This window comes from Paludisphaera mucosa, from assembly GCF_029589435.1.
In the GTDB taxonomy this organism is placed as follows: Bacteria; Planctomycetota; Planctomycetia; order Isosphaerales; family Isosphaeraceae; genus Paludisphaera; species Paludisphaera mucosa.
Genome location: NZ_JARRAG010000001.1, coordinates 931,736 through 954,688, shown reverse-complemented (window position 1 = coordinate 954,688; position 22,953 = coordinate 931,736). Strand labels below are relative to the sequence as shown.

Genomic DNA, 22,953 nt, shown 5'->3' with positions numbered 1-22,953 from the left:
GCGAACTCTGGAATCGTAAGCAAACCTCGTCGGTTCATGAGATTTTTCCGGGCACGCCACGACGAAGGGCCGGGGCCGGGCGACGTTTTGCACGTCGCCCGACGCCCGGCCCGTGATCAAGGCCTATGGGCCTTGAATCGGCTGGCTGTGATCAAATTCCGCTGTTCAGCGGGGCTGGACGGCGGAGGCCGGCGCCGGGGTGGTCTCGACGGCTCGCTTGGCCTGATTCGTGATCGAGTTGGCCGGCTCGGCGACCTGGAGGTTCCGGAGTTCGCCGATGATGATCCGGGCGCCCGACTGCAGCTCTTCACGCGAGAGCTGGCCGTCGTTGTTGGCGTCCATCACGCGGAAGGCGACGTTAGCCGGGTTGATGATGGCCTTGTCGAACTCGTCGCGGCTCACCGCGCCGTTCTTGTCGGCGTCGGCGGTCTGGAAGGCGGCCTGAAGGCCCGCACGACCGACCTCGACGACCGCGCCGTTCAGCTCGCTCGGGTCGAGCTGGCCGTCGCCGCTTCGGTCGGCGGCGAGGAACAGGCTCTGGACCCCGGTCTGGACGGCCTGACGCAGCTCGGAAGCCTCAAGCGCCCCGTCGTGATTCGCGTCGATGGCGGCCAGCACGTTCTGCTGAGCCTGGTCGAGCTGCGGCTTGGTGCCGTTGGCCGACGTCTCCTGCTCCGCCCGCTGGAGGATGAACCGCAGGATCGGCCGCTGGTTGAACAGGTTCTCGCGAGCCTGGTCGCTCTCATCCTTCGAAACCTTGCCGTCGCCGTTGGCGTCGGCGCGGAAGAAGAAGCCGCCGACCAACAGGTTGCCGGCGTCGACTGCTTCCTTCTGCGAGATCAGGCCGTCGTTGTTCACGTCGGCCATCTTGAAGGCCATCTTCGCGGTGTCGCGGAGGTCGCCGATGTTATCGATCGGGCCGGGCGCGTCCTTGTCGTCGGCGCGGACGACGCCGAGCGAGGCGGCGAGCATCATCGAGAGGATGGTCAAAGTCCCTTTGCGCATAGCGTATCTCCTAGCTTGTCTCGTCATCGTGTTCCGGAACCCTTCCAGAACGGAGTGAATCGCCGTCGCATCGAGTCGCGAGCCGAGATCCGACGTCGTGACCTTGCTACGAGAGACATGACTTTGCAATCGGGGTACCAACGCGGTCTGAATCCGCCGCGCGATTCCGAGACTTCTCGAAAAACCTGCGTTTTCTCGGGCTATTCCTGCATTCCGCCGCGCGAAAGCGAACGCATGGCAAGGACGTCGGAAACCGACGGAGTCCATCGATCCGAGTCGAATTGAACAATCGCGAAGTCACGTTCCCGGATCTCGGGAAGCGAGTCGCACCGCCTCACCGATCGACTCAGTGGTCGAGCGTAAAGCTCCGTGAAGCTGGGTAAGTCTCGAAGAGGAGGTGGGTGGAGGGAGAAGATAGAGACTTACGGAAGGGGTCCGACCGGCTCTTTACAGGGTGCCGACGGCGCGTCGCAGGGCGAAATCCGCCTGCGTCTCGTCGTAGACCGCGTTGTAATAATTGTTGAGCGAGGCGACGCGGCGGTTCTCGGCGTCGAGGACCTCCGTGTAGGTGCTTTCTTCCTGCCGGTATCTTTCGATCAAAACGTTGAGGTTCTCCTCGGCCTGGGCGATGGCCAGGCGAGAGACCGGGATACGCAGCCGAGCCTGATTGCGGTCCAGCCACCGGGTACGGACCTCGAGCGCGACATCCGCCGCCTCGTCAGCCTTACGCTTGAGCGCGGCGACCTCCTGGCGACGGAGCGCCTCGGTCCGCCGTCGGGTGCCGCCGGAGTCGGTCATGAGCCAGTCGAAATAGAAAGTCGCCGCCCCGATCCCCTGGGGGGCCTGGCTGTTGTTCCCCAGGTAGAGGAAGGCCATCGCGAAGCCCACCTGGGGCTTGGTAGCCCCCCGCGCCGCCGCGGCCTGGGCGCGAAATCCGCGAGCCAGGTCGGTCAGCCCCGCCAGCTCGGGCCGCATCTCGAAGGCCCGGGCCGTGAGGTCGGCGACCTCGGACTCGTCGACGATCGGCGGATGCGAAACCACGTCCTCGGCATAAGCCGCCAGCTCGTCGCGGTTGACGTCTTGGGGTAGGTTCCCCAGCTCAACGAGGTCGGTGGTGAACGAGAGCGGACGGCAAAGTAGCCGGTTGTAGGCCGACCACGCGGCGTCGAGGCTCGTCCGCCCCTGGATCCGGCCGAGCTGCGCGTTGGCGAGCGAGACCTCGGCCGCCAGGACGTCGCTGCGGACCGCCATCCCCTCGCGGCGACGGTTGCGGACGTCGCGGGCGAAAGCCTGGAGCCGATCGACATTGCTCTCGGCGACTTCCAACGAGCGCCTGGCTCGCAGGACGCCGATGTAGGTGCGCGCCACCCCCATTTTGAGGTCGAGCGCCGTGGCGTATTCCTGGGCGCGTTCCACGCGCGTGCGGGCGTCGGCGGCGGCGACCGCGTTTTTCAGCCGACCGCCCGTGTAGAGCGGGATATTGGCGTAGGTCAGCGAGAACGGCAAGTTGCGCTGGCCGTTGCCGAGGATGGGGAACGACGTGGGAAGCCCGGCGAGGCTGGAGCTTCCCGAGCCACCCTGGCCGCCGGACGATTGGAACGGGCGGTAGGTCGGAGTGGCCGTGAGGAACGCGTTGAACGAGAGGCTGCGCACGCTCGGCAGGCGATCCGACCGCGCGGCGGCCGCGGAGAAACCCGCCGCCGCCGTCTGCTCCTGGCGAGCTTGCAAGCCCTGGTTGCCCCCCAATGCGATCGCCCAGGCCTCGTGCAGGTCCTCGCCGCGGACGGAGCCGGCCGCGGCCTGCCACCAGCAAAGGGCGAGCGCGACTGCCATCCGCGAACCACGCATTATGAGGGACTCCTTCCCACGGCCGTTCGAGCGGCTCGTCGTCCTGACGGCGCCCGGCGCATCGGCGACCTTCGGCCATCGATGCATCTCTAGAGTGTCGGCGACCCGCAGTTCTGCCCGCAGGATCACTCGCGGCTCATGACAGTCGAGGTGTCTCGCGCGAGGGTTGTGCGGGTCGCCGGACCTCTCGCGAGGGCATCGGCGTCGGAGCGTCGCTTCGAGGGTGCATTTGATCAGCGTCGGTACATCCTTTGCGTTCCCGCTCGGCGTGCGAGGTCTTTGGAGAAGTTCAACTCAGGATGATCCGCTCGGCCCCTCGGCTGCACCGCCGCCGGCCGGGCGACGGGAGGCGTCATGGCCCAGGGTATTGAAGTGGCGGTCCCGGCCGCAGGTCGCGGCGAACTCGCCCGGAGGTTGCGTTCGCTGTTCGGCTTCCGGGCGTTCCGCCCCGGCCAGGAGCGGGCCGTCCGCGCCGCGCTGGATGGGAGGGACACGCTGGTGGTCATGCCCACCGGCTCGGGGAAGAGCTTGTGCTTCCAGCTCCCCGCCCTAGCGTTGCCCGGCGCCACGATCGTCGTCAGCCCGCTCATCGCTCTCATGAAGGACCAGACCGAGAGCCTGAAGTCCAGGGGCTTCGAGGCGATCGCCGTGAGCAGCGCGCTCTCGGCGGCCGAGCGCGCCGAAGCCGAGCGACGCATCCAGGACGGCTTCAGCGGCTTCATCTACACCACTCCGGAGCAACTCGCCTCCGCCGACTTCCGCGCCTTGTTGAGGGGGGCTCGAATCGATCTTTTCGTGGTCGACGAGGCCCATTGCGTCAGCCAGTGGGGGCACGATTTCCGGCCCGAATATCTCGCGCTGGGATCGGTGATCGAGGACCTCGGCCGGCCCACGGTCCTGGCGATGACGGCCACCGCGACCGCGGACGTCGTCGAGGACGTACTCCGACAACTGCACATCCCCGACGCCGAGATCGTGCACACCGGCTTCTACCGGCCGAACCTGCTCCTCTCCGCGTTCTCCACCGGCGGGGCCGACGATAAGATCGAGCGGCTGGCCGCGTTCCTCGAGCGTGACGAAGCGACATGCGGCATCGTCTACTCGGCCACGGTGAAGGGGGTCGGCGAGATCGCTGGTCGGCTGGCCGAGAAGGGCCTTTCCGTCGCCTCGTACCACGGCCGGATGAGAAAGGCCGAGCGCGACGAGAATCAGGACCGGTTCATGGGCGGCGAGATCCCGATCATGGTCGCGACCAACGCGTTCGGGATGGGGATCGACAAGCCCGACGTCCGGTTCGTCGTCCACGCGCATCCCCCGGGCACGATCGAGTCGTTCTATCAGGAGTTCGGCCGGGCCGGTCGCGACGGCGCGCCCGCACGCTGCATCCTCCTGCACCACGACGAGGACTGGAAGCTGCACAACTTCTTCCAGGCCGGCCGGTATCCTTCCGGCGAGGACCTCGTCAACGCCCACCACGCCCTGAAACGCTTCGCCGGCGAGCCGCCGACCTTCGAAGAACTGATCCCGATCTCCCCCCTGCCCCGCACCAAGCTCAAGACGTCGTTGAACTTCTTCCGGAGCCAGGGCGTCGTCAAGGAAGACCTCGCGGGCCGGATGCACCTGATCCGCGACGATCTCACCCGCGACGACCTGATGCGCATGGTGCGGAGCTACGAGGCGAAGGACGAGCGCGATCGCATGAACCTTCAACGCATCATCGACTACGCCGCCATGCGGTCATGCCGGTGGTCCGCCTTGCTCGACTACTTCGGCGACGAGGAACATACCGAGACTTGCGGCCGCTGCGACAACTGCGGAGCGGCCTGAAACCGTGTCGTCGCGCGGGCGTCATCGAAGGACCCGCGCGACGAACTTCTCAAGCTTGGCGGGACGGCGCAGGTGCGAGAAACGAGAAACCCCGCCGGTCACCCCTCGCCATGGGCGAAGGGATCGGGCGGGGTTGTTTCTCAAAAGCTCGAGATCGACGCGCGACTCAACGACGGCCCGAGTTGCGGGTCTGGTCGTCGATCTCGACCTCGCCCTGCTTATCGACCTTGAGCTGTTCCTTGCGGACGGTGCCGGAGGCCTGCTGAGTGCCTTGCACCTTCCTCTTGCCGACCGAGATCTCGTCAGTCACGACCGATTCCTTGCCGACCTCGATCTCTTCGCGGCGGACGGGGATGTGGATCTCCTCGGTGCCGGAAGATGAGATGCCGCCCTTGGTGACCTGGCCCGAGCCGGCCCGACGCTCGATGACGACCTCTTCCCGCTCGACGGGCACGGTGATCGTCTTGTTCTCCGTCACGACTTCTTTCCGGACCGACACCTCGCCGGCGTCGACGGGGCGCTTGTCGACCTTCAGTCGCTCCGCGCGGAGTTGGATGGTCTTGTCGTAGGCGTCGCGGATCGAATCGCGAGCCTTGTCCCAGGTCGTGGCGGCGGCGTGCTTTGTGTTGTTCCAGCCCGCCTTCAGGTCGTTCTCGACCTCGGCGAAGGGCTTGCCGCCGTGCTGGTCGTAGGCCTCGCCGGCGTAGCGATGGGCCGTGCGATAGTCGAAGACGTCCTTGACGGCGTGCTTGGCCTTGTCCCAGGTCAGGTCGGCGGCATGCTTGGTCTTGTCCCAGCCCTGCTGAAGGTCGCTTTCGACTTCATGATAGGGCTTGCCGGCATACCGCGTCTCGTGCTCGCCGGCATAGTCGTAAGCGGGCTTGTACGTGTCGTAGGTCTCCCCCTTCGATGCGTAGGATCGCGACGGGAAGGATTCGCGCAGCCAGTTGTCCTCGGTCGTGGGATCGATCAACTCGCCCACGCCCTTGCCGGCGTATCCGCCGGCGATCGCGCCCAGGGCCGCGCCGACCGCCGTGCCGACGGGTCCGGCGACCGAGCCGATCGCCGCGCCCGTTGCGATGCCGCCGAGTGCCGCGCCCACACCAGTCTCGACGGGGTGGGAGCCCGGAGCATCGGTGATCGGGTCGGGATTTCGGCTGCCGGTCGGCGGGACGTCGACGGTCTTTTCCGGGTCTTTACGGGTCGCCATGATTGGTTCTCCCTTGGCAGATGTGAAACCGAAGTGAGGGCGTCTTCGCGACGGGTCGCTCGCGAGGGCGATTCCTCCGAGCCAAGTCACCGTCGCGCCGCACATCCTGAGACGAACGCAAAACGAATGCCGCGGGACGACGCACGCGACCAGAAAAGCCGACAAGTCCGACCTCGGCATCGAACTCCCGAATAACCGCATTCGGCACGGTTCTTGCCAAACCCTAATCGACCATCAATTAAGGGATGCGGGCGTGGAGATGTCATGAATCGACGGCAATTTCCGGCCACGGAATGCGAAAAGGCCCCGTCGAAGCCCGAGTCGAGCGATGACGATCAGGACCAGCCCTGGACCAAGCCGCCCAGCTCGCCGGACTATGCGAGCATGATGGCCGATTACCACAACGCCTTCGAACCCGGGTTGAGGGGTGCCGTCGTCGGCCTCGCGATCGAGCCGGGCTCGCGCGTGGTGGACATGGCGTGCGGGGACGGATCCTAAATGCGATGGCTCGCCGAGGGGTTCGGCGCCCGTGGGCCGGTTCTCGGCGTCGACCTCTCCGCCGCGTTCCTCGACGTCGCGAGGGCCGCGGGCCGGTCCGCGTCGCTCTCGGACCGATTGCAATTCATCCGCATGGACGTGGACCATTCGCCGCTCGCCGACGGCCTGGCCGACCTGGTCCGGTGCGCCCAGAGCCTGGACGGCCTCCCCGATCCGGTCGCGGCCGTACGCGGCATGGCCAGGGTCGCCCGGCCGGTATGACGCATCGCCGTATATAAGCATGATTAAATTAAGCATGCGACGCTCCCCTGGCCCGTGGACCTGGAGCCGGCCCTCCGCCGCGCGGAGCTGCGGGCGTTCGAGGAGAGTTCGAAGCAGCCCCGGAAATTCTACGGCGCCCGCGACCTCTCGCGCGTCTTTCGCGAGGCCGGGGCGCCGGCATGCGAGATCCGCAGCTTCGCCTTCCGCCGCCAGGCCCCGTTCGATTCGCCGACCCGGAGTTTCCCGGTCGCCTACCTCGAAGACCTGCGGGGGCGCACCCCTCCCCATCTCGACGGTCCCGATCGGGCCAGGCTGGACGTGGTGGCGGATCCGGACTCGCCGCGCTTCGCAATCGACGACCCAGACGCCCTGCTAGTCTGCGCGGGCCACGGCGTCGCGGCGACGCCGCGGAAACGAACGAAGGATCATGCGATCGTATCGTCGCATGATCCCTCGTCGTATGGAATCGATCGCGTCCCGATCAGCGTGTGAGGGACTTGTACTTGATGCGGTGGGGCTGGTCGGCGTCGACGCCGAGACGTTCGTGGCGCTGGGCCTCGTAGGTCTCGAAATTGCCGTCGCACCAGACGACCTTGCTCTCGCCCTCGAAGGCGAGGATGTGGGTCGCGACCCGGTCGAGGAACCAGCGGTCGTGGCTGATGACCACGGCGCAGCCGCCGAAATCGAGAAGGGCTTCCTCCAGCGCGCGGAGCATGTCGACGTCCAGGTCGTTGGTCGGCTCGTCGAGGAGGAGCAGGTTGCCGCCGCTCTTGAGCAGCTTGGCGAGGTGGACCCGGTTCCGCTCGCCGCCGGACAGCTTGCCGACGAGCTTTTCCTGGTCGGGCCCCTTGAAGTTGAAGGCCGCGACGTAGGCGCGGGCCGGCATCTTGCGACGACCGAGCGTCACCTGGTCGAGGCCGCCGGTGATCTCCTGGAAGACCGTATTCTCGGCGCCCAGCGAGTCGCGGTTCTGGTCGACGTACGAGGGCACGACCGAATCGCCCACGCGCAACACGCCCTTGTCGGCCGTCTCCTGGCCGACGATCATCCGGAAGAGCGTCGTCTTGCCCGCGCCGTTGGGGCCGATCACGCCGACGATCCCGCCGGGGGGGAGCCGGAACGTCATATCCTCGAAGAGGAGACGGTCGCCGAACCCCTTGGCCACGCCCTCGGCTTCCACCACCAGCGAGCCCAGGTGCGGCCCCGGCGGGATCTGGATGACCACGGCCTCGTCGCGCTTCTCGTAGTCGGCGGCGGCGAGCTGCTCGTAGCGCTGGAGCCGGGCCCGGTTCTTGGCGACTCGGGCCCGGGGCGACATCCGCACCCACTCCAGCTCGCGAGCCAATTGCTTGCGTCGCGTGCTCTCTTGCTTCTCCTCCAGGGCGAGGCGGTCCTGCTTCTGCTCCAGCCAGGAGGAGTAGTTGCCTTCCCAGGGGATCCCCTGGCCGCGGTCGAGTTCCAGGATCCACTTCACGACGTTGTCGAGGAAGTAGCGATCGTGGGTGACGAGGATGACCGTCCCGGAGTGTTCCTGCAGATGCCGTTCGAGCCAGGCGACGCTCTCGGCGTCGAGATGGTTCGTGGGCTCGTCGAGGAGCAGGATGTCGTGGCGTTCGAGGAGAATCTTGCAGAGCGCCACCCGCCGGCGCTCGCCGCCCGAAAGGGTCGAGACGTCGGCGTCGCCCGGCGGCAGACGCATGGCATCCATCGCGATCTCGAGCCTGCGATCAAGGTCCCATCCGTTCGCCGCCTCGATGGCGTCTTGCACGTCCGCTTGCTCGGCGAGGAGGGCGTCCATCTCGTCGGCGTCGGGGCCTTCGCCGAGTCGAGCATTGATGGCGTCGAAGCGGTTCAGGTGGTCGCGGACGGCCTTCACCGCCAACTCGACGTTCCCTTTGACGTCGTAGCGAGGATCCAGCGTCGGCTCCTGCGGCAGGTAGCCGATCGAGATGTTCGGCGCCGGCCGGGCGGTGCCCACGAAATCCTTGTCGAGCCCGGCCATGATCCGCAGGAGCGTGCTCTTGCCCGATCCGTTGCCGCCGATGACGCCGATCTTCGCGCCGGGGTAGAAGGACAGCCAGATATTCTTCAGGACCTCTTTCTTGCCGTGGGCCTTCGACAGTTTCTCGATGCTGAAGATATATTGCGGGGGCATGACCTGGACTTTCCACGGGGCCGGGATCGAACGAGACGAGGCGACGGCCGGATGCAACGACGGCCTGAGGAAGAGGTTCGCCCCGAGGCCGCTCGTCTTGAAGTCGCCCCGGACCTCTGGTAGGGTGATTATGGCCGAGGCGACGCCCGGGGACAAGTTTCCCCGCTCGCGGCCGTCGACGCCGGGGTAGCTCAGTTGGTTAGAGCGGCGGTCTCATAATCCGCAGGTCTGGGGTTCGAGTCCCCACCCCGGTAGTTTTCTCCCTCCCCACCTCCACGCCCCCTTGTTTGGGATCCAGCGTTCGTTCGAATGTTCGGTTCGATCCCGAACGCCCGCGGTTTTTCGCTCTTTTCCCCCACGCGGCAAGCGAACGAACGAGAACGACGCGCTTGCGATTACGGCTGGCGACGGAGTCGCCGAACGGCGGCACACAAATGCATGCGGGCATTTCTTTGCAGCCTGGAAGTTCATGGGGGCATGATCAAGGCTGGCGCGATCTTTGCTCATGGGGCTGCCACAGGTTGCTTGATCCCTGGGTTTTCGCGGAATGCTGACGGCCCGGGGCCGTCTCTGACGACTGGGGGATGGAGATTGATCTCGTGCTTGGAGGAAAGGGGGTCGAGGGTATGTTTCCGCGAAACAACACGACGCTCGACGCTCGCCACGTTCTCGAAGAACGAGACCTAGACTCTTGACTCGCGGCGTCCAGATTCGTTAGGTTACGTCACTTGTTCGGAATAGCAGGTCGATTCGTTCTCGTCTCCGACCGTCACCAAGAGAAGAGTTAAAGGAGCTACTGAGTGATCAAGCTGCATCGCATGCTGTTGGCCGCGGCCGTTCTCGTCGCCGCCACCACCGCCGTCCAGGCCGACCCGATCGTCGGCCAGCTGGGCATTGGCTACAACGGTACCATCACGGCGACCCCGGACTCTCTCGATTCCAGCCCGCTGTCTCTGTCGCTGGTGCCGGCGACGGGTGGTTTCACCACGACCCTCGCTCCCTCGGGCGACTTCGGTGCCGTCGCCGCCTTCAGCCCGGTCACCTTCGATGGGACGATCGACACCTCCTCCCTGGCGGGTGAAGCCATCAGCTTCGGCACTTACGGCTCGTTCGTCGCCGCCGCCGGCATCGTCGCCCCTGGCGCCACCGCCGACCTGGTGAAGATCATCCTGACCGGCACCTTCACCCCGGCCGGGGCTCTGAGTGGCTTTGACGCCAACACCTCGACCCTGGTCTCCTTGACCTTCCAGCGGCTCCCGGGTCAGGGCATCACCCTCAGCGGCTCGGTGTTCGCCCCTTCCGCCGTGCCCGAGCCCAGCTCGGTCGCCCTCGCCGGCATCGGCCTGGCCGCGGCCGGCCTGTTCGGCCTCCGGAAGCGTCTCGCCAAGTGACCTGTCACTTGCGACGCTAACCTAAAATACCGAGGGCGTCCGATTCTCTTGAGTCGGACGCTCTGTTTATTCCTGGACCCTTTGAGTTCGACTCTTCCCATCCTCCCCACGGTCCGCTAGGCTTTCTTGCCTAATCCGTGTGCATCTTCGTCGACATCGAAGGCAGGTCTTGTCGATCGTAGGAATGCTTTTCCAGCCTTCGCCCTTTCTTCATACATTTGTCTAACGATCTGGCGTTGCGCCGAGTCGTCGCCAATTCGCACGACTCTTCCACACTCGGCCGTTCCGAATTTCAAGCGAAACGTCACGCAAGAACGACCATGCTCCCTCGGGTGCTTCAGGACCCTCATCCATGATCGTCACGGTTCTCCCACGAAGGCTCTTCCTCGGCCTGATGTTCTTCTCCTGGGTCGCCTGGGAGACCCCGGCGTACTGCGGCCCGCTAGACGTCTTCGTCGGTGGAGTGCAGTTGGGGACGTTCACGGTGGAGACGTTCGTCGATACATCCTCCCAAACTGGTTCGACCTTCGGCGTGGCCATCCAGGGTGGATTTCAGGAGAGCGGAAACCTGGCTTTGCCTGCCGGATATGAATACCGCTGGATCCAGACGGTCAACACCTCCGCTCCAATCAACGATTGGCAGTCGGCAGGGCAAACTTACGTCGACCGGAGTCGGGTTTCTTTCTCAGACCCCACGGTCGCCGATCAGTCCCCTTTCTATGCGTCGTTTCGCCAGCCGGGCCAAGGATATACGCTTCCCTTCCTCGACAATCCGGCGCGTACGGAAACGAGTTTCACCGGAACCTGGAACCTCACCCTCGCGGCCGTCCAGGCTCCGACCAACCCCAGCGACGACTTCGACGCAAGCCAGCCCGGAAGCGGCCGCGACATCTTCGCGATCACCACCTTCACCTGGGGCTTTTCCATCGGCACCCGCCCGGACGGGACGATCGGCGTTCTGCCCCTGGACCCGCCCACTCAGCGCGATCCGGACGACCTGCTCACCACCGCCTTCGCCAATGAGGTGAACCTGGGGGGCGACGCCCGAACATTCGGCGGAGGCGCCTGGACGCTCCTCAATGGTTTCCCGACCGTCGTGGTGAACCCGATCCCCGAGCCGACCTCGATCGTCATGGGGCTCTCAGCCGTGCTGCTCAGTGCCGGCGGCTTGAGCTTTTCGAGGAGACGGTCGCGTCCCGCGGCTTGATCCTGCACACTTTCCGGGATGGATACCCTCGCCCTCCAGTCATTCGGCCGGCCGTTCGGTCCATCCTTCGACGCGCATCGGCCCTGGCGGGGCGGACCTCTCGTAAGGTAGAGTGTCGACCCGGACTGCCCCGGAGAGCGGAGACGTCATCGACCTCCGGAGGCGGCCGTCGTTCCAGGGGCTTCGCGATGTTGGACCTGGCGTCGATTCAGGAGAGTCTTCGTGAGTTCGGCTTCGAGGGCTGGCTGCTCTACGACTTCCGAGGCGTCAACGTCCCCGCCCGGCGATTGCTCGGCCTGGAAGGCGTTCCGGCGGGCTCGAGGCGCTTCTTTTACATGATCCCCGCCCGCGGCGAGCCGCGCAAGCTCGTCCACGCCATCGAGACGAAGGCCCTCGACCACCTGCCTGGCGAGAAGACCATCTATCGCTCCTGGCCCGGTCTTGAAGAAGGACTCTCCCACCTGATCGACGGCGCCAGGCGCATCGCCATGGAATACGCGCCGAATCTTTCGAACCCTTACATATCCCGGGTGGACGGCGGAACGATCGAATACGTGCGCAAGTTGGGCGTCGAGGTGACGTCGTCCGGCGACCTGATCCAGCTCTACGAGGCGGCCTGGGATGAGGATCAATGGGGGATGCACCTGGAAGCCGAGAAGGTGACGACTTCCGCCTATGACGTCGCCTGGGGTTTCATCGCCGATCGCACGCGAGACGGGGGATCGGTTCGCGAAACCGAGGTCCAGGCGGCCATCCTCGACCACTTCGCGAAACACAACCTGACGACCTACAGCCCTCCGAACGTGTCGGTCGGTCCGCATAGCGGCGATCCCCACTATGAGCCGACGGCCGGGGGCGACGCCGCGATCCATGCGGGCGATTTCGTCCTCATCGACCTGTGGGGCAAGTTGAAGCGGCCGCGGTCGGTCTACAGCGATCTGACCCGCGTCGGCTACGTCGGCGACGCGACGCCGGACAAGTACGAAAAGATCTTCCAGATCGTCGCCGCCTCGCGCGACGCCGCGATCGCGCTCGTCAGGGAAGCTTATGCGGCGGGGAGGCCCCTGCGCGGCTTCGAAGTCGACGACGCCGCGCGCGAGGTCATTCGTCGGGCCGGCTACGAGTCTTCCTTCATCCATCGCACCGGCCACAACATCGGGCAAGAGGTCCACGGCAACGGGGCGAACATGGACAACCTGGAAACCCACGACGAGAGGCTGGTCCTTCCGCGCACCTGCTTCTCGATCGAGCCCGGGATCTACTTCGAGGACTTCGGGATTCGCAGCGAGATCAACGTCTTCATTGACGCCGCGAGGACGGTCCACGTCACCGGCGGGCTCCAGAAGGCCGTCGTCCCGATCCTCGCCTGACCAGCCGGGATCCGTCGTGGGCGGCTGACGTTGTGGCGTGATCGCCGGGCCGGCTATACTCCCGGTTCCGGCCCGGGGGTCGTCGCCGAAGCTAGGAGGACGGCGGCGTGCCCGATGCGTCCCGAGGCGGACTCGCCGTGGATCGCCCTGTCGACGAGGAGTTCCGGTCCTTTGCTCGACGCTTGCGAGGACATCGAGTTCCGCCTGCTGCTGGAGGCCGTCCTCCGCAAGTACCACTACGATTTCCGAGGCTACTCGACGGCGTCGCTCAAGCGTCGGCTCCGGCAGGCTCGCGACCAACTGGGATGTTTTACGTTCTCCCAGCTCCAGGACCGGGTTCTCCACGAGCCCGGCGTCCTTCCCCAGCTCCTGTCGTTCCTCACGGTGCAAGTGAGCGAGCTCTTTCGCGATCCCGCCTACTTCCGGGTGATCCGCGAGCAGGTGGTCCCCTACCTCAAGACCTACCCTTCGCTCAAGGTCTGGGTCGCCGGCTGCGGCGCGGGGGAGGAATTCTATTCCCTGGCGATCCTCTTCCGCGAGGAAGGTCTGGAAGACCGCGTGCTCATCTACGGCACCGACGTCAACCCGGAGGCGCTCCGCAAGGCCGAGGCCGGCGTTTATGAACTGGACCGCATCCCGCTCTTCACCGAGAATCATCGGAGATCGGGGGGGCGGTCGTCCCTCTCGGACTATTACACGGCCGCCTACGGCTGGGCGGTCTTCGACAAGAGCCTGAGGCGTCGGGCCGTCTTCTCGGACCACAGCCTGGCGGTCGACGAGGTGTTCGCCGAGGTCCAGTTCATCTCCTGCCGCAACGTCCTGATCTCCTTCGACGGGCCGCTGCAGGACCGCGCGACCGGCCTCTTCAAGGACTCGCTCGCCCGTCGGGGCTTCCTGGGGCTGGGAGCCAGGGAGAGCCTGCGGTTCTCGTGCCACGCCGAGGCCTTCGCGGAATTCGCCTTCGACGAGCGGATCTATCAGAAACGAGTTGACCCGTGAGCGCCCCGCGAGCCCATGCGGTGGCCGTGGGGGCGTCGGCCGGCGCGCTCGAGGCGCTCGCCGCGATCCTGCCGGCCCTGCCCGCGGACTATCCGCTGCCCGTGCTGGTGGTCGTCCATCTGCCGTCCGATCGGAAGAGCCTGCTGGCCGGCCTCCTCCAGGGCAAGTGCCGGGTCGTCGTCAAGGAAGCCGAGGATAAGGAACCCATCATCGGCGGGAGCGTCTACCTCGCGCCGCCCGACTACCACCTGCTGGTCGAGCCCGACCGCCGGCTGTCGCTCTCCGGCGAGGAGGCCGTCCTCTTCTCGCGGCCTTCCATCGACGTCCTCTTCGAGACCGCGGCCGAGGCGTACGGCCCCGCGCTCGTCGGCATCGTCCTCACGGGCGCGAACCGGGACGGGGCCCGGGGTTTGCGTGCGATCCGAGACTCGGGCGGAGTCGCCCTGGTCCAGACGCCCGAGACCGCCCTGGCGTCGGCGATGCCGGAGGCCGCACTGGCCGCCTGCCCCGACGCGTCGCCGATGAGCTTGCAGGAGATCGCCGACTATCTTCTTGGTATCGTAGGCCGGTCATGAACGATTCCCCCACGGACCCCGTGTACTTCCTGCTGGTCGACGACCGCGACGAGAACCTCGTGGCGCTCGAGGCCCTGTTGCGCCGAGAAGGCCTGATCCTGCTCCGGGCGAGCTCGGGCCCCGACGCCCTGGAGCTGCTCCTGAGGCATGACGTCGCCCTGGCGCTCGTCGACGTGCAGATGCCGGGGATGGACGGGTTCGAGCTGGCGGAGCTGATGCGCGGGGCCGAACGGACCCGGCGCGTGCCGATCATCTTCCTCACGGCGGCGGGCGCCGACCAGCGCCGGCGGTTTCGGGGCTACGAAGCCGGGGCCGTCGACTTCCTCGGCAAGCCGCTGGAGCCCGACGTGCTCCGCAGCAAGGTCGACGTCTTCTTCGAGCTGGCCCGCCAGCGCGACGAGCTGAAGGCGACCCTCGCCGAGAACGCCCGGCTGCTGGAGACGAGCCGACGCCACGCCGCCGACCTCAGGGAGACCGACCGCCTGAAGGACGAGTTCCTGGCCATGCTGGCTCATGAGCTGAGGAACCCGCTCTCGGCCGTCTCCAACGCCATTCAGGTTTGGAAGAAGAGCAACCTGGAGATGCACCAGGACTGGGCGAAGCAGATCATCGAGAACCAGATGAAGACCTTCTCCCGCCTGATCGACGACCTGCTGGACGTCTCCCGGATCAACCACGGCAAGATTCGCGTCAAGAAACAGGTCCTCGACCCCCGTCCGATCCTGGAGCAGGCCGCGACCTCGGTGGGGCCGCTCGTTCAGGGGCGGAAGCATGAGCTGAAGGTCGAATTCGGCCACGGCGAGACACGCGTCGAGGTCGACCCGACTCGGCTTGAGCAGGTGGTGGTGAATCTCCTCACCAACGCCGCCAAGTATTCCGAGGACGGCTCGCGCGTCGGGCTCTCGACGCACGTCGACGCGGGCTCGCTGCTCATCCGGGTGCAGGACGCCGGCATGGGCATCGCCCCCGACCAGCTCCCGCGGATGTTCGAGCTGTTCGCCCAGGGCGACCGCTCCATCGCACGCTCGGAAGGGGGCCTGGGAATCGGCCTCACGCTGGTGAAGTCGCTGGTCGAGCTGCACGGCGGCTCGGTCGTCGCGGAGAGCCCGGGCCTGGGGCATGGCAGCACGTTCACCGTCCGGCTGCCGATCGCCCGGGAAAACGGCCGGCGGCCGGCGAGAGGGACGATCGACGCGTCCTCCCCGTCTTCGGCCGGCTCGAAGCTGCTCGTGCTCGTGGTCGACGACAACGTGGACACCGCCTGGGGCCTGGCCCGGCTGCTCCAGCTCCACGGCCACGAGGTCGTCGTCGCCAACGACGGGCCCGCCGCCGTCGACCTGGCGCGCGACCGAGGGCCCGACGCCGTCCTGCTCGACATCGGCCTCCCGGGCATGAACGGCTACGAAGTGGCCCGCCGCCTTCGCGCCGACGAGCCGTGCCGGACCTCGCGCCTGATCGCGGTGACCGGCTACGGACAGGACAAGGACCGATCGCACGCCCGCGAGGCGGGCTTCGACCACCATCTCACCAAGCCGGTCGAGTTCGATCGGCTGCTGGCCCTGCTGGAGGGCGTCCGACCGAGGCGTGAGGGGGAGCTACCCGGCCAGGATTCGAACCTGGAAAGACAGGACCAAAACCTGTTGTGATACCGTTTCACCACCGGGTAAGCGTGCTGATATTCTAACCGTGGTCGAGGACCCCGGGAAGACGAGTGCCCTCGGAAGCCCGACGTCGGGGACGACCCGCGAGGACGATTGAGCCCGCCTGGGACGTCGATCAACCGGCCCAGGAGACGCCGTCGAGCGAGCCCTGGACCTTGTACGCCAGGTTCTCGAGCTGGATGCTCAGGTCGACCGCGATCACGCTGACCTGGGGCGGCACCGCGAGGGGGACCGGCGCGAAGTTGAGGATGCCCCGGATTCCGACGGCGATCATCAAGTCGGCGACGCGCTGGGCGGCGTCCGCCGGCACGCAGAGGAGGGCCAGGCTCGTCTTGTGGGCCGCGATGCCCTTGCGAAGGGCGTCGAGCGGCTCGACGGTCACGCCCTGGTACGTCTGGCCGATCTTCTTGGGGTCGGTGTCGAAGATCGCGACGATGTGGAACCGACGCGACTGGAACCCTCGATATCGCAGGAGCGCGCGGCCGAGATTGCCGAGGCCGACGAGGATCAGCGGCCAGTCCTTGTCGACGCCGAGGATGCGCCGCAGGACGAGGATCAGGTCGTTGATGTGGTAGCCGATGCCGGGACGGCCGAACTGGCCGAAGAAAGCGAGGTCCTTGCGCACCTGGGCGTTCTTGATCCCGAAGGGCTCGCCGAGTTGATGGCTCGAAGTCTTCGTCAGCCCCTGACGCTGGAGGGATTCGAGCTGGCGAAGATAGAGGCTGACCCGTCCCACGACGGCTTTAGGAGCCGGCTTCGTATTGGGATGCCCGTTTCGTGAGAGATCCACGAGGTGCATCTCCGAAAGGAGACTTGCCCCGGATCAGGGCAAAATCCATGCCGTCGCCACAAGCGATTCTAGGATGGGGAGCCGGTCCCGGTCAAGTCGGGTTGGCCACCTGTCCCGGACACGACGTCAGTCGATCGTCCAGGTGCTCACGCCATTGGTGGGAGACCTCGCCCTGGATCCGCACGTCGTCGGCGACGAGTGAGCGTCGCACGTTTTGAAGACGCAGCGAATCGCTCATGAGCCGCCGACCCACGCCGCGGACGGCGGTCCTCGCATGATCCCCCCCCTCGATCAGCGGGGCGATGAAGACGTCGACCTCGTCGACCGCCCCGATCTCGAAGAAGGCCGCCAGCACGACGCCGCCCCCTTCGAGCAGCACGTTCGTCATCCCCCTTCGCCCCAGTTCCGACAAGAGCCGATCGACGTGCGGCCGGCGCGCTTCGGGGAGCGAGAGGACTTCGCAGCCCGACGCACGAAGCGCGTCGATGGCCTCCGAGGGGGCCTCGGCCCCCACGACGATGAGGGTCGCAACTTCGCGGGCCGTACGCGCGAGGTGGGAATCCAGCGGGGTGCGTCCGCGGGAGTCCATCACGATGCGGGTCGGCGAGCGCAGGCCCGGAGGCCGAGCGGTGAGCTGGGGATCGTCGGCGAGGACGGTGCCGACGCCGACCACGATCCCGTCGACCCGGCCGCGTACCGCATGCACCTCCGCACGCGACTCCGGCGAGGAGATCCATCGACTGTCGCCGCCGGCCGCCGCCGTCTTGCCGTCCAGCGTCATCGCCCACTTGGCGATGACGTAAGGCGACCCCGTGAGGACGCGCTTCAGGTAGGGCGCGTTCAGGTCGACGGCGGCCGCGGCCCCGACCCCCGCCGCAACCTCGACGCCGGCCTCGCGAAGCCGGGCCAGCCCACCGCCGGCGACTTTGGGGAAGGGGTCGCGATGGGCCGCGACGACCCGCGCCACGCCGGCCCGGAGGATCGCTTCGGTGCACGGGGGAGTCTTGCCGAAGTGGCAGCACGGTTCGAGCGTGACGTAAAGCGTCGCCCCGCGGGCCTGGTCGCCGGCGGCTTCCAGCGCGAGGACCTCGGCGTGAGGGCCGCCGAAGCGTTGGTGGTGCCCCACCGCGATGAGTCGATCCTCCTGGACGACGACGGCCCCCACCATCGGGTTGGGCTCGACGCGCCCCCGTCCCTTCGCGGCCTCGTCAAGGGCCTTTCGCATCCAAACAAGGTCCCGTTCGTCCATGGCCGATTCGCTCGCGGGGCCGTCGGCCCGAAGGATCAGAAGGGAGCCTGGTTGCCCGCGGGTTTCGGCGGAGTGGCGGGCTTCGCGGCCGGGACGCTCGGAGACGGTTTGGCTGCGGAGGGAGCCGGCCCGGGAAGGACGCCTCGAAATTCCTCCGGGAAGGGGTAGAGCGTGCGATAGACCACGGAGACCCGTCGCCGGACCTCGTCGGCGGTGAACGAACCGAACGTCGACTGGATCCACGTCGGGGTCGCTTCGAAGAACTGCGCAAGGCGCGACGGCTCGACCGGATGCCCCGGCTTGTGCTCGTCGACGTAGAGATTCACGGCGAGACGTCTCAAGAATCGTCGAACGCGCGGCACCCCCTCGGGGGCGTTCGCCTCGGACTGCTCGAGCTTGCCCTCGATCTTCGACACCCAGTCCCTGGGGCCGGCGGACTGGCTTCGAAGCTCGCGGATCCGGGCCTCGGCCTCGGCGGTCCACCTGGCTTCGTCGAAGTCGTCCGGCCTGAGTTCGCGGGGGATCTTGAGCTCGCGTCCGCGTTTGACGAGCTCGTCCTTTCGGCTGCCGACGGGAAGGCCGTCGATCTGCTTGCGCTCCGCGGGAGGAAGCGCCATCCAGACCTTGCAGAGGGCCGCCAGCTCGAACGCCCCGGTCCCGCCGATCTGGACGAAGTCGAGCGACGAGCGGGCCTCCTCTTTCGGGGGCGGGTACTTGGCGGCGAGGTCCTGGATCCTCTTGAGCCGGCCCTCGACGGGCCCGCCCACCAGGTCGTCGCGGACGCGTTCGGGGAGCTGCCTCAGCCAGTTGTGATAGCGCCGCAGGACGGTCAGGTACTCGTCGCGTTCCTCGTCGGGCAGGGCGTTGAGACGTTCATCCAGCGAGCGCACCAGGCTTTGCTCGTTGGAGTTCAATCGCATGTCGAAGCGTCGCAGCGTCTCGCGCAGCAGGTCGCGCTCCGCCGCCGACTTCGCCAGGAACCCGGCCCGATTTCCTTCCAACGTCGCGGCGCCGGCGATGACGACCACGGCGAGCCCGATCGCCAGGGCGATCGAACGCAGGTGCAGCGGGCTGTCGTGGGCGGCGCCGATCATGGCAGGAGCTCTAGCGGCCGGGGCCGAATTCGGGTGAGTTCTTCAGGGCGTCCAGCAGCTCGAACCTTCCGACTTCGAGGTATTCGTCGAGATGCTCGGCGACGGAAAGGTCGCGAATGACCCTCGCATCGGGATCCGGCCAGAAGTTGCGGACGGCGAAGTATCCCCCCGCCCCGGTCGACCCGACGAGGAAGAGGCACGCCGCGATCTTCAAGGCGGCCGTGAAGGAGCCCGCGAGGGGTTCCAGACGCGTCCCCTGGCGGATCTGGATCGAGCGGACGTAGGTGAGCGTCCGATCTTGGAACTGGTCGGAAATCTGGGGGCGCGGCAGCTTGTCGAGCGCCTCCCAGGTCTTCTTCAGCAGTTCGACCTCGCGACGAGCCGTCGCGCTATGGGTGATCTTGGTCGACAGGGCGCGCGACTCGGTCTCGGTCAATTCGCCGTCGATGTACGCGACGAGGTTCGCCCGCTCCTCCGGTCTCAGACGTTGTTGATCAGGGCCGGGGGGCATGCTGCATTTCCGGGTCCGGAGGGCTGGCGGACGAGTTCATGGTCCCCGAAGACGATCGGGCGAAGATTACGAGGTCGGCCGCCGCTGGTCCAGTTTACGCCCCTTGCATCTCCCGAAGAAGTCGAGCCTCAGCCCGGCATACCGGGCATTCCGCCGCCCATGCCGCCGCCCATGCCACCCATGCCGCCGCCCATGCCACCCATGCCGCCGCCGCGACGGCCTCCGCCCATGCGCCGACCTCCCGAGGCCACGTTGGCGTTCGGGCCCCGCCCAGCCCTCAAGGTCGGGAAATACTGCGCGGCGCGTCCGTAATAGAGCGACGGGCCCGTGCCGTCGGAGTTGGACGGGTTCTGGGCGAAACGGTAGGGGTTGGCCGACCTTTCCTTACCCTGCTGCTTCGAGTAGGGACGGAGCGGATCGTACGGCTGATCGGTGTAGGGCGAGATCGGGTCGTACAATCGGGGCTTCTGCGAAGCGGCGTAATATTGACGCTGCTGCACGGCCTGATTGATAGAATCATCGGCCCGGGGCCGCATGGCCTGCATCTGCTGATTCGGGAGGTAGTAGGCGTAATAGAACGCGAAGGGATCGCTGGAGATGTCCCCGAGCGAGGTCGACGTTTGACCCTGCGTCGCCGACGGGATGGTGAATGCGGCGAGCCCCAGCGTCAGCGAAATGAACCCGCGGTGATGAGGTCGAAGCATGAAGCACCCCTGTTCCTCAATTGGGCGACGTGCGGGACATCCTCTTCCTGAAGATCTGTGTTCGGCCGGATTCCGGCCGGGGTGAGAATCGAAGCCGACGTCGACGGCCTGGATTCTGCGCGCAGGATCCTCTTTCTAGTATAATCGAACCAGCCGTCGGAGCAAGCGGCGGCGATCTCGGATCGTCGGCCCATGGGTCGAATCCGGGCTGATGCAAGGGCTCTCAAGCGGTCGACCGGGAGGGGGATGTGAGCTGCTGGACTTTCGACCTCACGGGGGGGCTCGGACCGCTCGCTCTCGTGAGCGTCTCGCCCATGTATTACTACCTCGGCCTGGCGGCCCTGGTGGCCGCCATGATCTGGAGCGGGATCGTGGCCTATCGCTCGTGGGAGGAGGCCCACGAGGAATTCGACCCGGCGACCAAGGAAGAGCTGCTCGACGCGTTTCGACAGGCCCGCATCGAGGGCGAACTGAACGAAGAAGAGTACGCGAAGATCCGGATGCGACTGGAGCAGGACGAGTGACCGGACCGCCGGCGCTCAGTTGATGTCGTAATTCTCGCGGTCGCTGGAACGCGCCGGATTGATCCCGATCTTGGAATTCCGGATGAAGTCCAGGAATTCGGCCACCTCGGCCGTCTCGCCGAAGTCGGCCGCGATGCGGTCCAGGGCCGCCGAGATCGTACGCCCCTCGCGGTAGAGGATGCGGAACGCCTGGCGCAGGGCGTTGATCGTTTGGTTGGAGACGCCGGCCCGCCGCAGGCCCACCAGGTTCAAGCCCGTCACGCAGTTGTAGCCCTGCTGGAGGATGAACGGGGGGATGTCCTTGGACGAGGAGCCCATCCCGCCGAGCATTGCGAGCCGGCCGACCCGGACCCGCTGCTGGACGGCCGTGTTGCCCGACAGGATGCAGGCGTCGTTCAGCGTGACGTGGCCGGCGACGAGGGCGTTGTTGACGACCGTGCAGTGGTCGCCCACGCGGACGTCGTGGCCGAGGTGGGAGCTGCACATGAAGAGGTTGTGGTCGCCGACGACCGTCTCGCCCGCGCCCTGGGCCGTGCCGCGATGGATGGTGACGAACTCGCGGAAGACGTTGTGGTCGCCGATCCGGACGCCCGTGGGCTCGTCGCGATAGCCGCGGTGCTGCGGCCCCTTGCCCAGGACCGCGCCGTGGCCGACGACGTTGTTCCGACCCATGACGAGCGGGCCGCACAGGCAGGCGTGGGCCTCGACGACGCATCCGGGGCCGATATGGACCGCCCCTTCGATGATCGCGTAAGGGCCGACCTGGACGTCGGCCGCGAGCACGGCTTCGGGGTCGATAATGGCCGTCGCGTGCACCATTTCCGAGATCATCAGCGCCATTATCTTCTCCTCACGATCGGCGTCCACCCGTCTCGCAGCGATCCGTCGCCGACGAGTTTCATCGGTCGACGGAGTTTTGCGGCTTGAGCTAAACGCGCCGAACGCGCCATGCGACCGGGAGCGGACGGAGACGCCGGGATCGGCCGCTCCGAAGTCGGGAAGCCGGCTTTCCAAGGCGGCCCAGAGCCGTCATGGGGGGCGTTTCCGCTGTCCCGACCCAGGGCTCGAAGTTATGCTCACGAGGGCGGCCGGGTGTCGCGCCGCCGCGCTCGGAGTCGACGGGAGCCGACGATGATGGGAATCCGCGGCCGGATCCGCCTCCTCACCCGATCGTGCCTCGCAGGCCTGCTCCTCCTGGGCGGGGCCTACCTGGCGGTCTCCTGCCTGACGGCCGAACGCCTGACGCGGGCGACGAACCAACCCCTGCAAGTCGACCCCTGCCGGCTGAGCCCCGACGCCGAGCCCTGGTTGACGCGCACCCAGGACGGCCTGACCCTGCGCGGCTGGCGTCTCGTCAGCGGCGAGCGCCGTCGGCTGATCGTGCTCGTCCACGGGATGTGGAGTTCCTGGCTGGAGATGGCCTCGCTGGGGCGAGACCTCCACGAAGCGGGGTATGACGTCCTCTTGTTCGACCTCCGCGGGCACGGGCAGAGCGACCCGTCGCGACTCTCGCTGGGCAGCCGCGAGCGGGCCGACGTCCGTGCGGTGCTCCGGTGGGCCCATGAGGCCGGCTATGAGGACGATCGGATCGGTTGGCTCGGCTATTCGATGGGGGCGGCCACCCTGATCCTCGAGGCGGCGCAGAACCCGTCGATCCACGCCGCGGTGATCGACAGCCCCTACGGCGACCTGCCCAAGCTGCTCGAAAGCCAGCTCAGCAAGCACAGCCGGCTCCCCGGGTGGTTCAATCCGGGGATCCTCACCTGCGCCCGGCTGCTTTACGGGCTGCGGACCGAGGAGCTGGTCCCGATCGCGGCCGCGGCGTCGTGGGGCGATCGGCCCATGCTCCTGATCCACGGCGAGTCCGACACCACCGTCCCCGTCGACCAGGCCCGCACGCTCGGCCGGGCCGTCGGCGCGGCCTGCCTCACCACGTTCCTGCCGGGAGTCGAGCACGTCCAGGCCTATCGCTCGGACCCGGGCGGCTACGTGGCCATGATCGCGCGGTTCTTTGACGACAACCTGGGGCCGTAGGCGTTTCGGTTCGGGGGCGCACGAAAGAAGGCCGGCCCTC

21 protein-coding genes, 2 tRNA genes and 1 pseudogene are annotated in these 22,953 nt (G+C 66.8%); 13 read left to right on the top strand and 11 right to left on the bottom strand.

What is annotated here, in order from left to right; translation table 11 throughout:
- Nucleotides 1-165: 165 nt before the first annotated feature.
- Nucleotides 166-1,005 (bottom strand): CREC-EF hand family protein, encoded by an 840-nt coding sequence (locus PZE19_RS04035; protein ID WP_277859283.1) that lies wholly within the window; start codon nucleotides 1,003-1,005, stop codon nucleotides 166-168.
- 447 nt (nucleotides 1,006-1,452) lie between these two features.
- Nucleotides 1,453-2,853, bottom strand: a complete 1,401-nt coding sequence (locus PZE19_RS04030) for a TolC family protein (protein WP_277859282.1) — start codon at nucleotides 2,851-2,853, stop codon at nucleotides 1,453-1,455.
- Between the two features lie 354 nt (nucleotides 2,854-3,207).
- On the opposite strand from PZE19_RS04030, the gene PZE19_RS04025 reads away from it, so the two are divergent.
- The gene (locus tag PZE19_RS04025) at nucleotides 3,208-4,680 is read left to right on the top strand and encodes a RecQ family ATP-dependent DNA helicase (protein WP_277859281.1); all 1,473 of its coding nucleotides are present in this window, start codon (nucleotides 3,208-3,210) and stop codon (nucleotides 4,678-4,680) included.
- A 166-nt stretch (nucleotides 4,681-4,846) separates the two neighbouring features.
- Here PZE19_RS04025 and PZE19_RS04020 read toward each other — a convergent pair whose 3' ends face one another.
- Nucleotides 4,847-5,890, bottom strand: a complete 1,044-nt coding sequence (locus tag PZE19_RS04020) for a YsnF/AvaK domain-containing protein (RefSeq protein ID WP_277859280.1) — start codon at nucleotides 5,888-5,890, stop codon at nucleotides 4,847-4,849.
- A gap of 264 nt (nucleotides 5,891-6,154) precedes the next feature.
- Between PZE19_RS04020 and PZE19_RS04015 the strand changes: the two genes are divergently transcribed.
- From PZE19_RS04015 to PZE19_RS04005, 3 genes are read left to right on the top strand one after another with little or no spacing between them, the layout of a single operon-like run.
- A complete protein-coding gene (locus PZE19_RS04015; RefSeq protein WP_277859279.1) occupies nucleotides 6,155-6,388 on the top strand; it encodes a hypothetical protein in 234 nt (77 codons plus the stop codon).
- Entirely contained in the window at nucleotides 6,389-6,649 is a 261-nt protein-coding gene (locus PZE19_RS04010; RefSeq protein WP_277859278.1) for a class I SAM-dependent methyltransferase, read from the top strand.
- A 54-nt stretch (nucleotides 6,650-6,703) separates the two neighbouring features.
- Nucleotides 6,704-7,141: a hypothetical protein gene (locus PZE19_RS04005; protein WP_277859277.1), complete on the top strand. Its 438-nt coding sequence runs from the start codon at nucleotides 6,704-6,706 to the stop codon at nucleotides 7,139-7,141.
- On the opposite strand, the gene ettA is transcribed toward PZE19_RS04005, so the two are convergent.
- Complete coding sequence (gene ettA, locus PZE19_RS04000) at nucleotides 7,131-8,804, bottom strand: energy-dependent translational throttle protein EttA (RefSeq protein WP_277859276.1); 1,674 nt, start codon at nucleotides 8,802-8,804, stop codon at nucleotides 7,131-7,133. The two genes, PZE19_RS04005 and ettA, sit on opposite strands and share 11 nt — an antisense overlap.
- A 180-nt stretch (nucleotides 8,805-8,984) precedes the next feature.
- On the opposite strand from ettA, the gene PZE19_RS03995 reads away from it, so the two are divergent.
- The 7 genes and pseudogenes from PZE19_RS03995 to PZE19_RS03965 form a co-directional block, all read left to right on the top strand.
- Nucleotides 8,985-9,058, top strand: a tRNA-Met gene (locus tag PZE19_RS03995).
- Nucleotides 9,059-9,604: 546 nt separating this feature from the next.
- On the top strand, nucleotides 9,605-10,195 hold the full coding sequence (locus PZE19_RS03990; protein WP_277859275.1) for a PEP-CTERM sorting domain-containing protein: 591 nt from the start codon (nucleotides 9,605-9,607) through the stop codon (nucleotides 10,193-10,195).
- 352 nt (nucleotides 10,196-10,547) lie between these two features.
- The gene (locus tag PZE19_RS03985; RefSeq protein ID WP_277859274.1) at nucleotides 10,548-11,402 is read left to right on the top strand and encodes a hypothetical protein; all 855 of its coding nucleotides are present in this window, start codon (nucleotides 10,548-10,550) and stop codon (nucleotides 11,400-11,402) included.
- Between the two features lie 188 nt (nucleotides 11,403-11,590).
- On the top strand, nucleotides 11,591-12,772 hold the full coding sequence (locus PZE19_RS03980) for a M24 family metallopeptidase (protein ID WP_277859273.1): 1,182 nt from the start codon (nucleotides 11,591-11,593) through the stop codon (nucleotides 12,770-12,772).
- Between the two features lie 171 nt (nucleotides 12,773-12,943).
- On the top strand, nucleotides 12,944-13,771 hold the full coding sequence (locus PZE19_RS03975) for a CheR family methyltransferase (RefSeq protein ID WP_277859272.1): 828 nt from the start codon (nucleotides 12,944-12,946) through the stop codon (nucleotides 13,769-13,771).
- Nucleotides 13,768-14,346, top strand: a complete 579-nt coding sequence (locus PZE19_RS03970) for a chemotaxis protein CheB (protein WP_277859271.1) — start codon at nucleotides 13,768-13,770, stop codon at nucleotides 14,344-14,346. The genes PZE19_RS03975 and PZE19_RS03970 overlap by 4 nt, the downstream gene beginning before the upstream one ends.
- Nucleotides 14,343-15,851 (top strand): annotated as a pseudogene (locus tag PZE19_RS03965) (ATP-binding response regulator); the annotation flags it as partial. The gene PZE19_RS03970 and the pseudogene PZE19_RS03965, both read left to right, overlap by 4 nt.
- Before the next feature lie 90 nt (nucleotides 15,852-15,941).
- Here the strand turns inward: PZE19_RS03965 and PZE19_RS03960 are convergent.
- From PZE19_RS03960 to PZE19_RS03935, 6 genes are all read right to left on the bottom strand, one after another.
- Nucleotides 15,942-16,012, bottom strand: a tRNA-Gln gene (locus PZE19_RS03960).
- 110 nt (nucleotides 16,013-16,122) lie between these two features.
- Nucleotides 16,123-16,797, bottom strand: coding sequence for a redox-sensing transcriptional repressor Rex (locus tag PZE19_RS03955; protein WP_277859270.1), 675 nt, complete (start codon nucleotides 16,795-16,797; stop codon nucleotides 16,123-16,125).
- Nucleotides 16,798-16,888: 91 nt separating this feature from the next.
- Complete coding sequence (gene ribD / locus PZE19_RS03950) at nucleotides 16,889-18,046, bottom strand: bifunctional diaminohydroxyphosphoribosylaminopyrimidine deaminase/5-amino-6-(5-phosphoribosylamino)uracil reductase RibD (RefSeq protein WP_368411210.1); 1,158 nt, start codon at nucleotides 18,044-18,046, stop codon at nucleotides 16,889-16,891.
- 35 nt (nucleotides 18,047-18,081) lie between these two features.
- Nucleotides 18,082-19,140 (bottom strand): hypothetical protein, encoded by a 1,059-nt coding sequence (locus PZE19_RS03945; RefSeq protein ID WP_277859268.1) that lies wholly within the window; start codon nucleotides 19,138-19,140, stop codon nucleotides 18,082-18,084.
- Between the two features lie 10 nt (nucleotides 19,141-19,150).
- Nucleotides 19,151-19,651, bottom strand: coding sequence for an anti-sigma factor (locus PZE19_RS03940; protein WP_277859267.1), 501 nt, complete (start codon nucleotides 19,649-19,651; stop codon nucleotides 19,151-19,153).
- A 128-nt stretch (nucleotides 19,652-19,779) separates the two neighbouring features.
- Complete coding sequence (locus PZE19_RS03935; RefSeq protein ID WP_277859266.1) at nucleotides 19,780-20,355, bottom strand: hypothetical protein; 576 nt, start codon at nucleotides 20,353-20,355, stop codon at nucleotides 19,780-19,782.
- A 248-nt stretch (nucleotides 20,356-20,603) separates the two neighbouring features.
- Here PZE19_RS03935 and PZE19_RS03930 point away from each other — a divergent pair, with 248 nt between their 5' ends.
- Nucleotides 20,604-20,879 carry a hypothetical protein gene (locus tag PZE19_RS03930; RefSeq protein ID WP_277859265.1) on the top strand — a complete coding sequence of 92 codons (276 nt, stop codon included), beginning with the start codon at nucleotides 20,604-20,606 and terminating at the stop codon, nucleotides 20,877-20,879.
- Nucleotides 20,880-20,894: 15 nt separating this feature from the next.
- Here PZE19_RS03930 and lpxA read toward each other — a convergent pair whose 3' ends face one another.
- Entirely contained in the window at nucleotides 20,895-21,719 is an 825-nt protein-coding gene (gene lpxA / locus PZE19_RS03925; RefSeq protein WP_277859264.1) for an acyl-ACP--UDP-N-acetylglucosamine O-acyltransferase, read from the bottom strand.
- Nucleotides 21,720-22,010: 291 nt separating this feature from the next.
- Here lpxA and PZE19_RS03920 point away from each other — a divergent pair, with 291 nt between their 5' ends.
- Nucleotides 22,011-22,913 (top strand): alpha/beta hydrolase, encoded by a 903-nt coding sequence (locus PZE19_RS03920; protein WP_277859263.1) that lies wholly within the window; start codon nucleotides 22,011-22,013, stop codon nucleotides 22,911-22,913.
- Nucleotides 22,914-22,953: the final 40 nt, after the last annotated feature.

What these genes read in the sequence shown, in the direction of transcription:
- PZE19_RS04035 (WP_277859283.1), bottom strand. Translation starts at nt 1,005, where the DNA reads ATGCGCAAAGGGACTTTGACCATCCTCTCGATGATGCTCGCCGCCTCG.
- PZE19_RS04030 (WP_277859282.1), bottom strand. Translation starts at nt 2,853, where the DNA reads ATGCGTGGTTCGCGGATGGCAGTCGCGCTCGCCCTTTGCTGGTGGCAG.
- PZE19_RS04025 (WP_277859281.1), top strand. Translation starts at nt 3,208, where the DNA reads ATGGCCCAGGGTATTGAAGTGGCGGTCCCGGCCGCAGGTCGCGGCGAA.
- PZE19_RS04020 (WP_277859280.1), bottom strand. Translation starts at nt 5,890, where the DNA reads ATGGCGACCCGTAAAGACCCGGAAAAGACCGTCGACGTCCCGCCGACC.
- PZE19_RS04015 (WP_277859279.1), top strand. Translation starts at nt 6,155, where the DNA reads ATGAATCGACGGCAATTTCCGGCCACGGAATGCGAAAAGGCCCCGTCG.
- PZE19_RS04010 (WP_277859278.1), top strand. Translation starts at nt 6,389, where the DNA reads ATGCGATGGCTCGCCGAGGGGTTCGGCGCCCGTGGGCCGGTTCTCGGC.
- ettA (WP_277859276.1), bottom strand. Translation starts at nt 8,804, where the DNA reads ATGCCCCCGCAATATATCTTCAGCATCGAGAAACTGTCGAAGGCCCAC.
- PZE19_RS03985 (WP_277859274.1), top strand. Translation starts at nt 10,548, where the DNA reads ATGATCGTCACGGTTCTCCCACGAAGGCTCTTCCTCGGCCTGATGTTC.
- PZE19_RS03980 (WP_277859273.1), top strand. Translation starts at nt 11,591, where the DNA reads ATGTTGGACCTGGCGTCGATTCAGGAGAGTCTTCGTGAGTTCGGCTTC.
- ribD (WP_368411210.1), bottom strand. Translation starts at nt 18,046, where the DNA reads ATGGACGAACGGGACCTTGTTTGGATGCGAAAGGCCCTTGACGAGGCC.
- PZE19_RS03945 (WP_277859268.1), bottom strand. Translation starts at nt 19,140, where the DNA reads ATGATCGGCGCCGCCCACGACAGCCCGCTGCACCTGCGTTCGATCGCC.
- PZE19_RS03940 (WP_277859267.1), bottom strand. Translation starts at nt 19,651, where the DNA reads ATGCCCCCCGGCCCTGATCAACAACGTCTGAGACCGGAGGAGCGGGCG.
- PZE19_RS03935 (WP_277859266.1), bottom strand. Translation starts at nt 20,355, where the DNA reads ATGCTTCGACCTCATCACCGCGGGTTCATTTCGCTGACGCTGGGGCTC.
- lpxA (WP_277859264.1), bottom strand. Translation starts at nt 21,719, where the DNA reads ATGGCGCTGATGATCTCGGAAATGGTGCACGCGACGGCCATTATCGAC.
- PZE19_RS03920 (WP_277859263.1), top strand. Translation starts at nt 22,011, where the DNA reads ATGATGGGAATCCGCGGCCGGATCCGCCTCCTCACCCGATCGTGCCTC.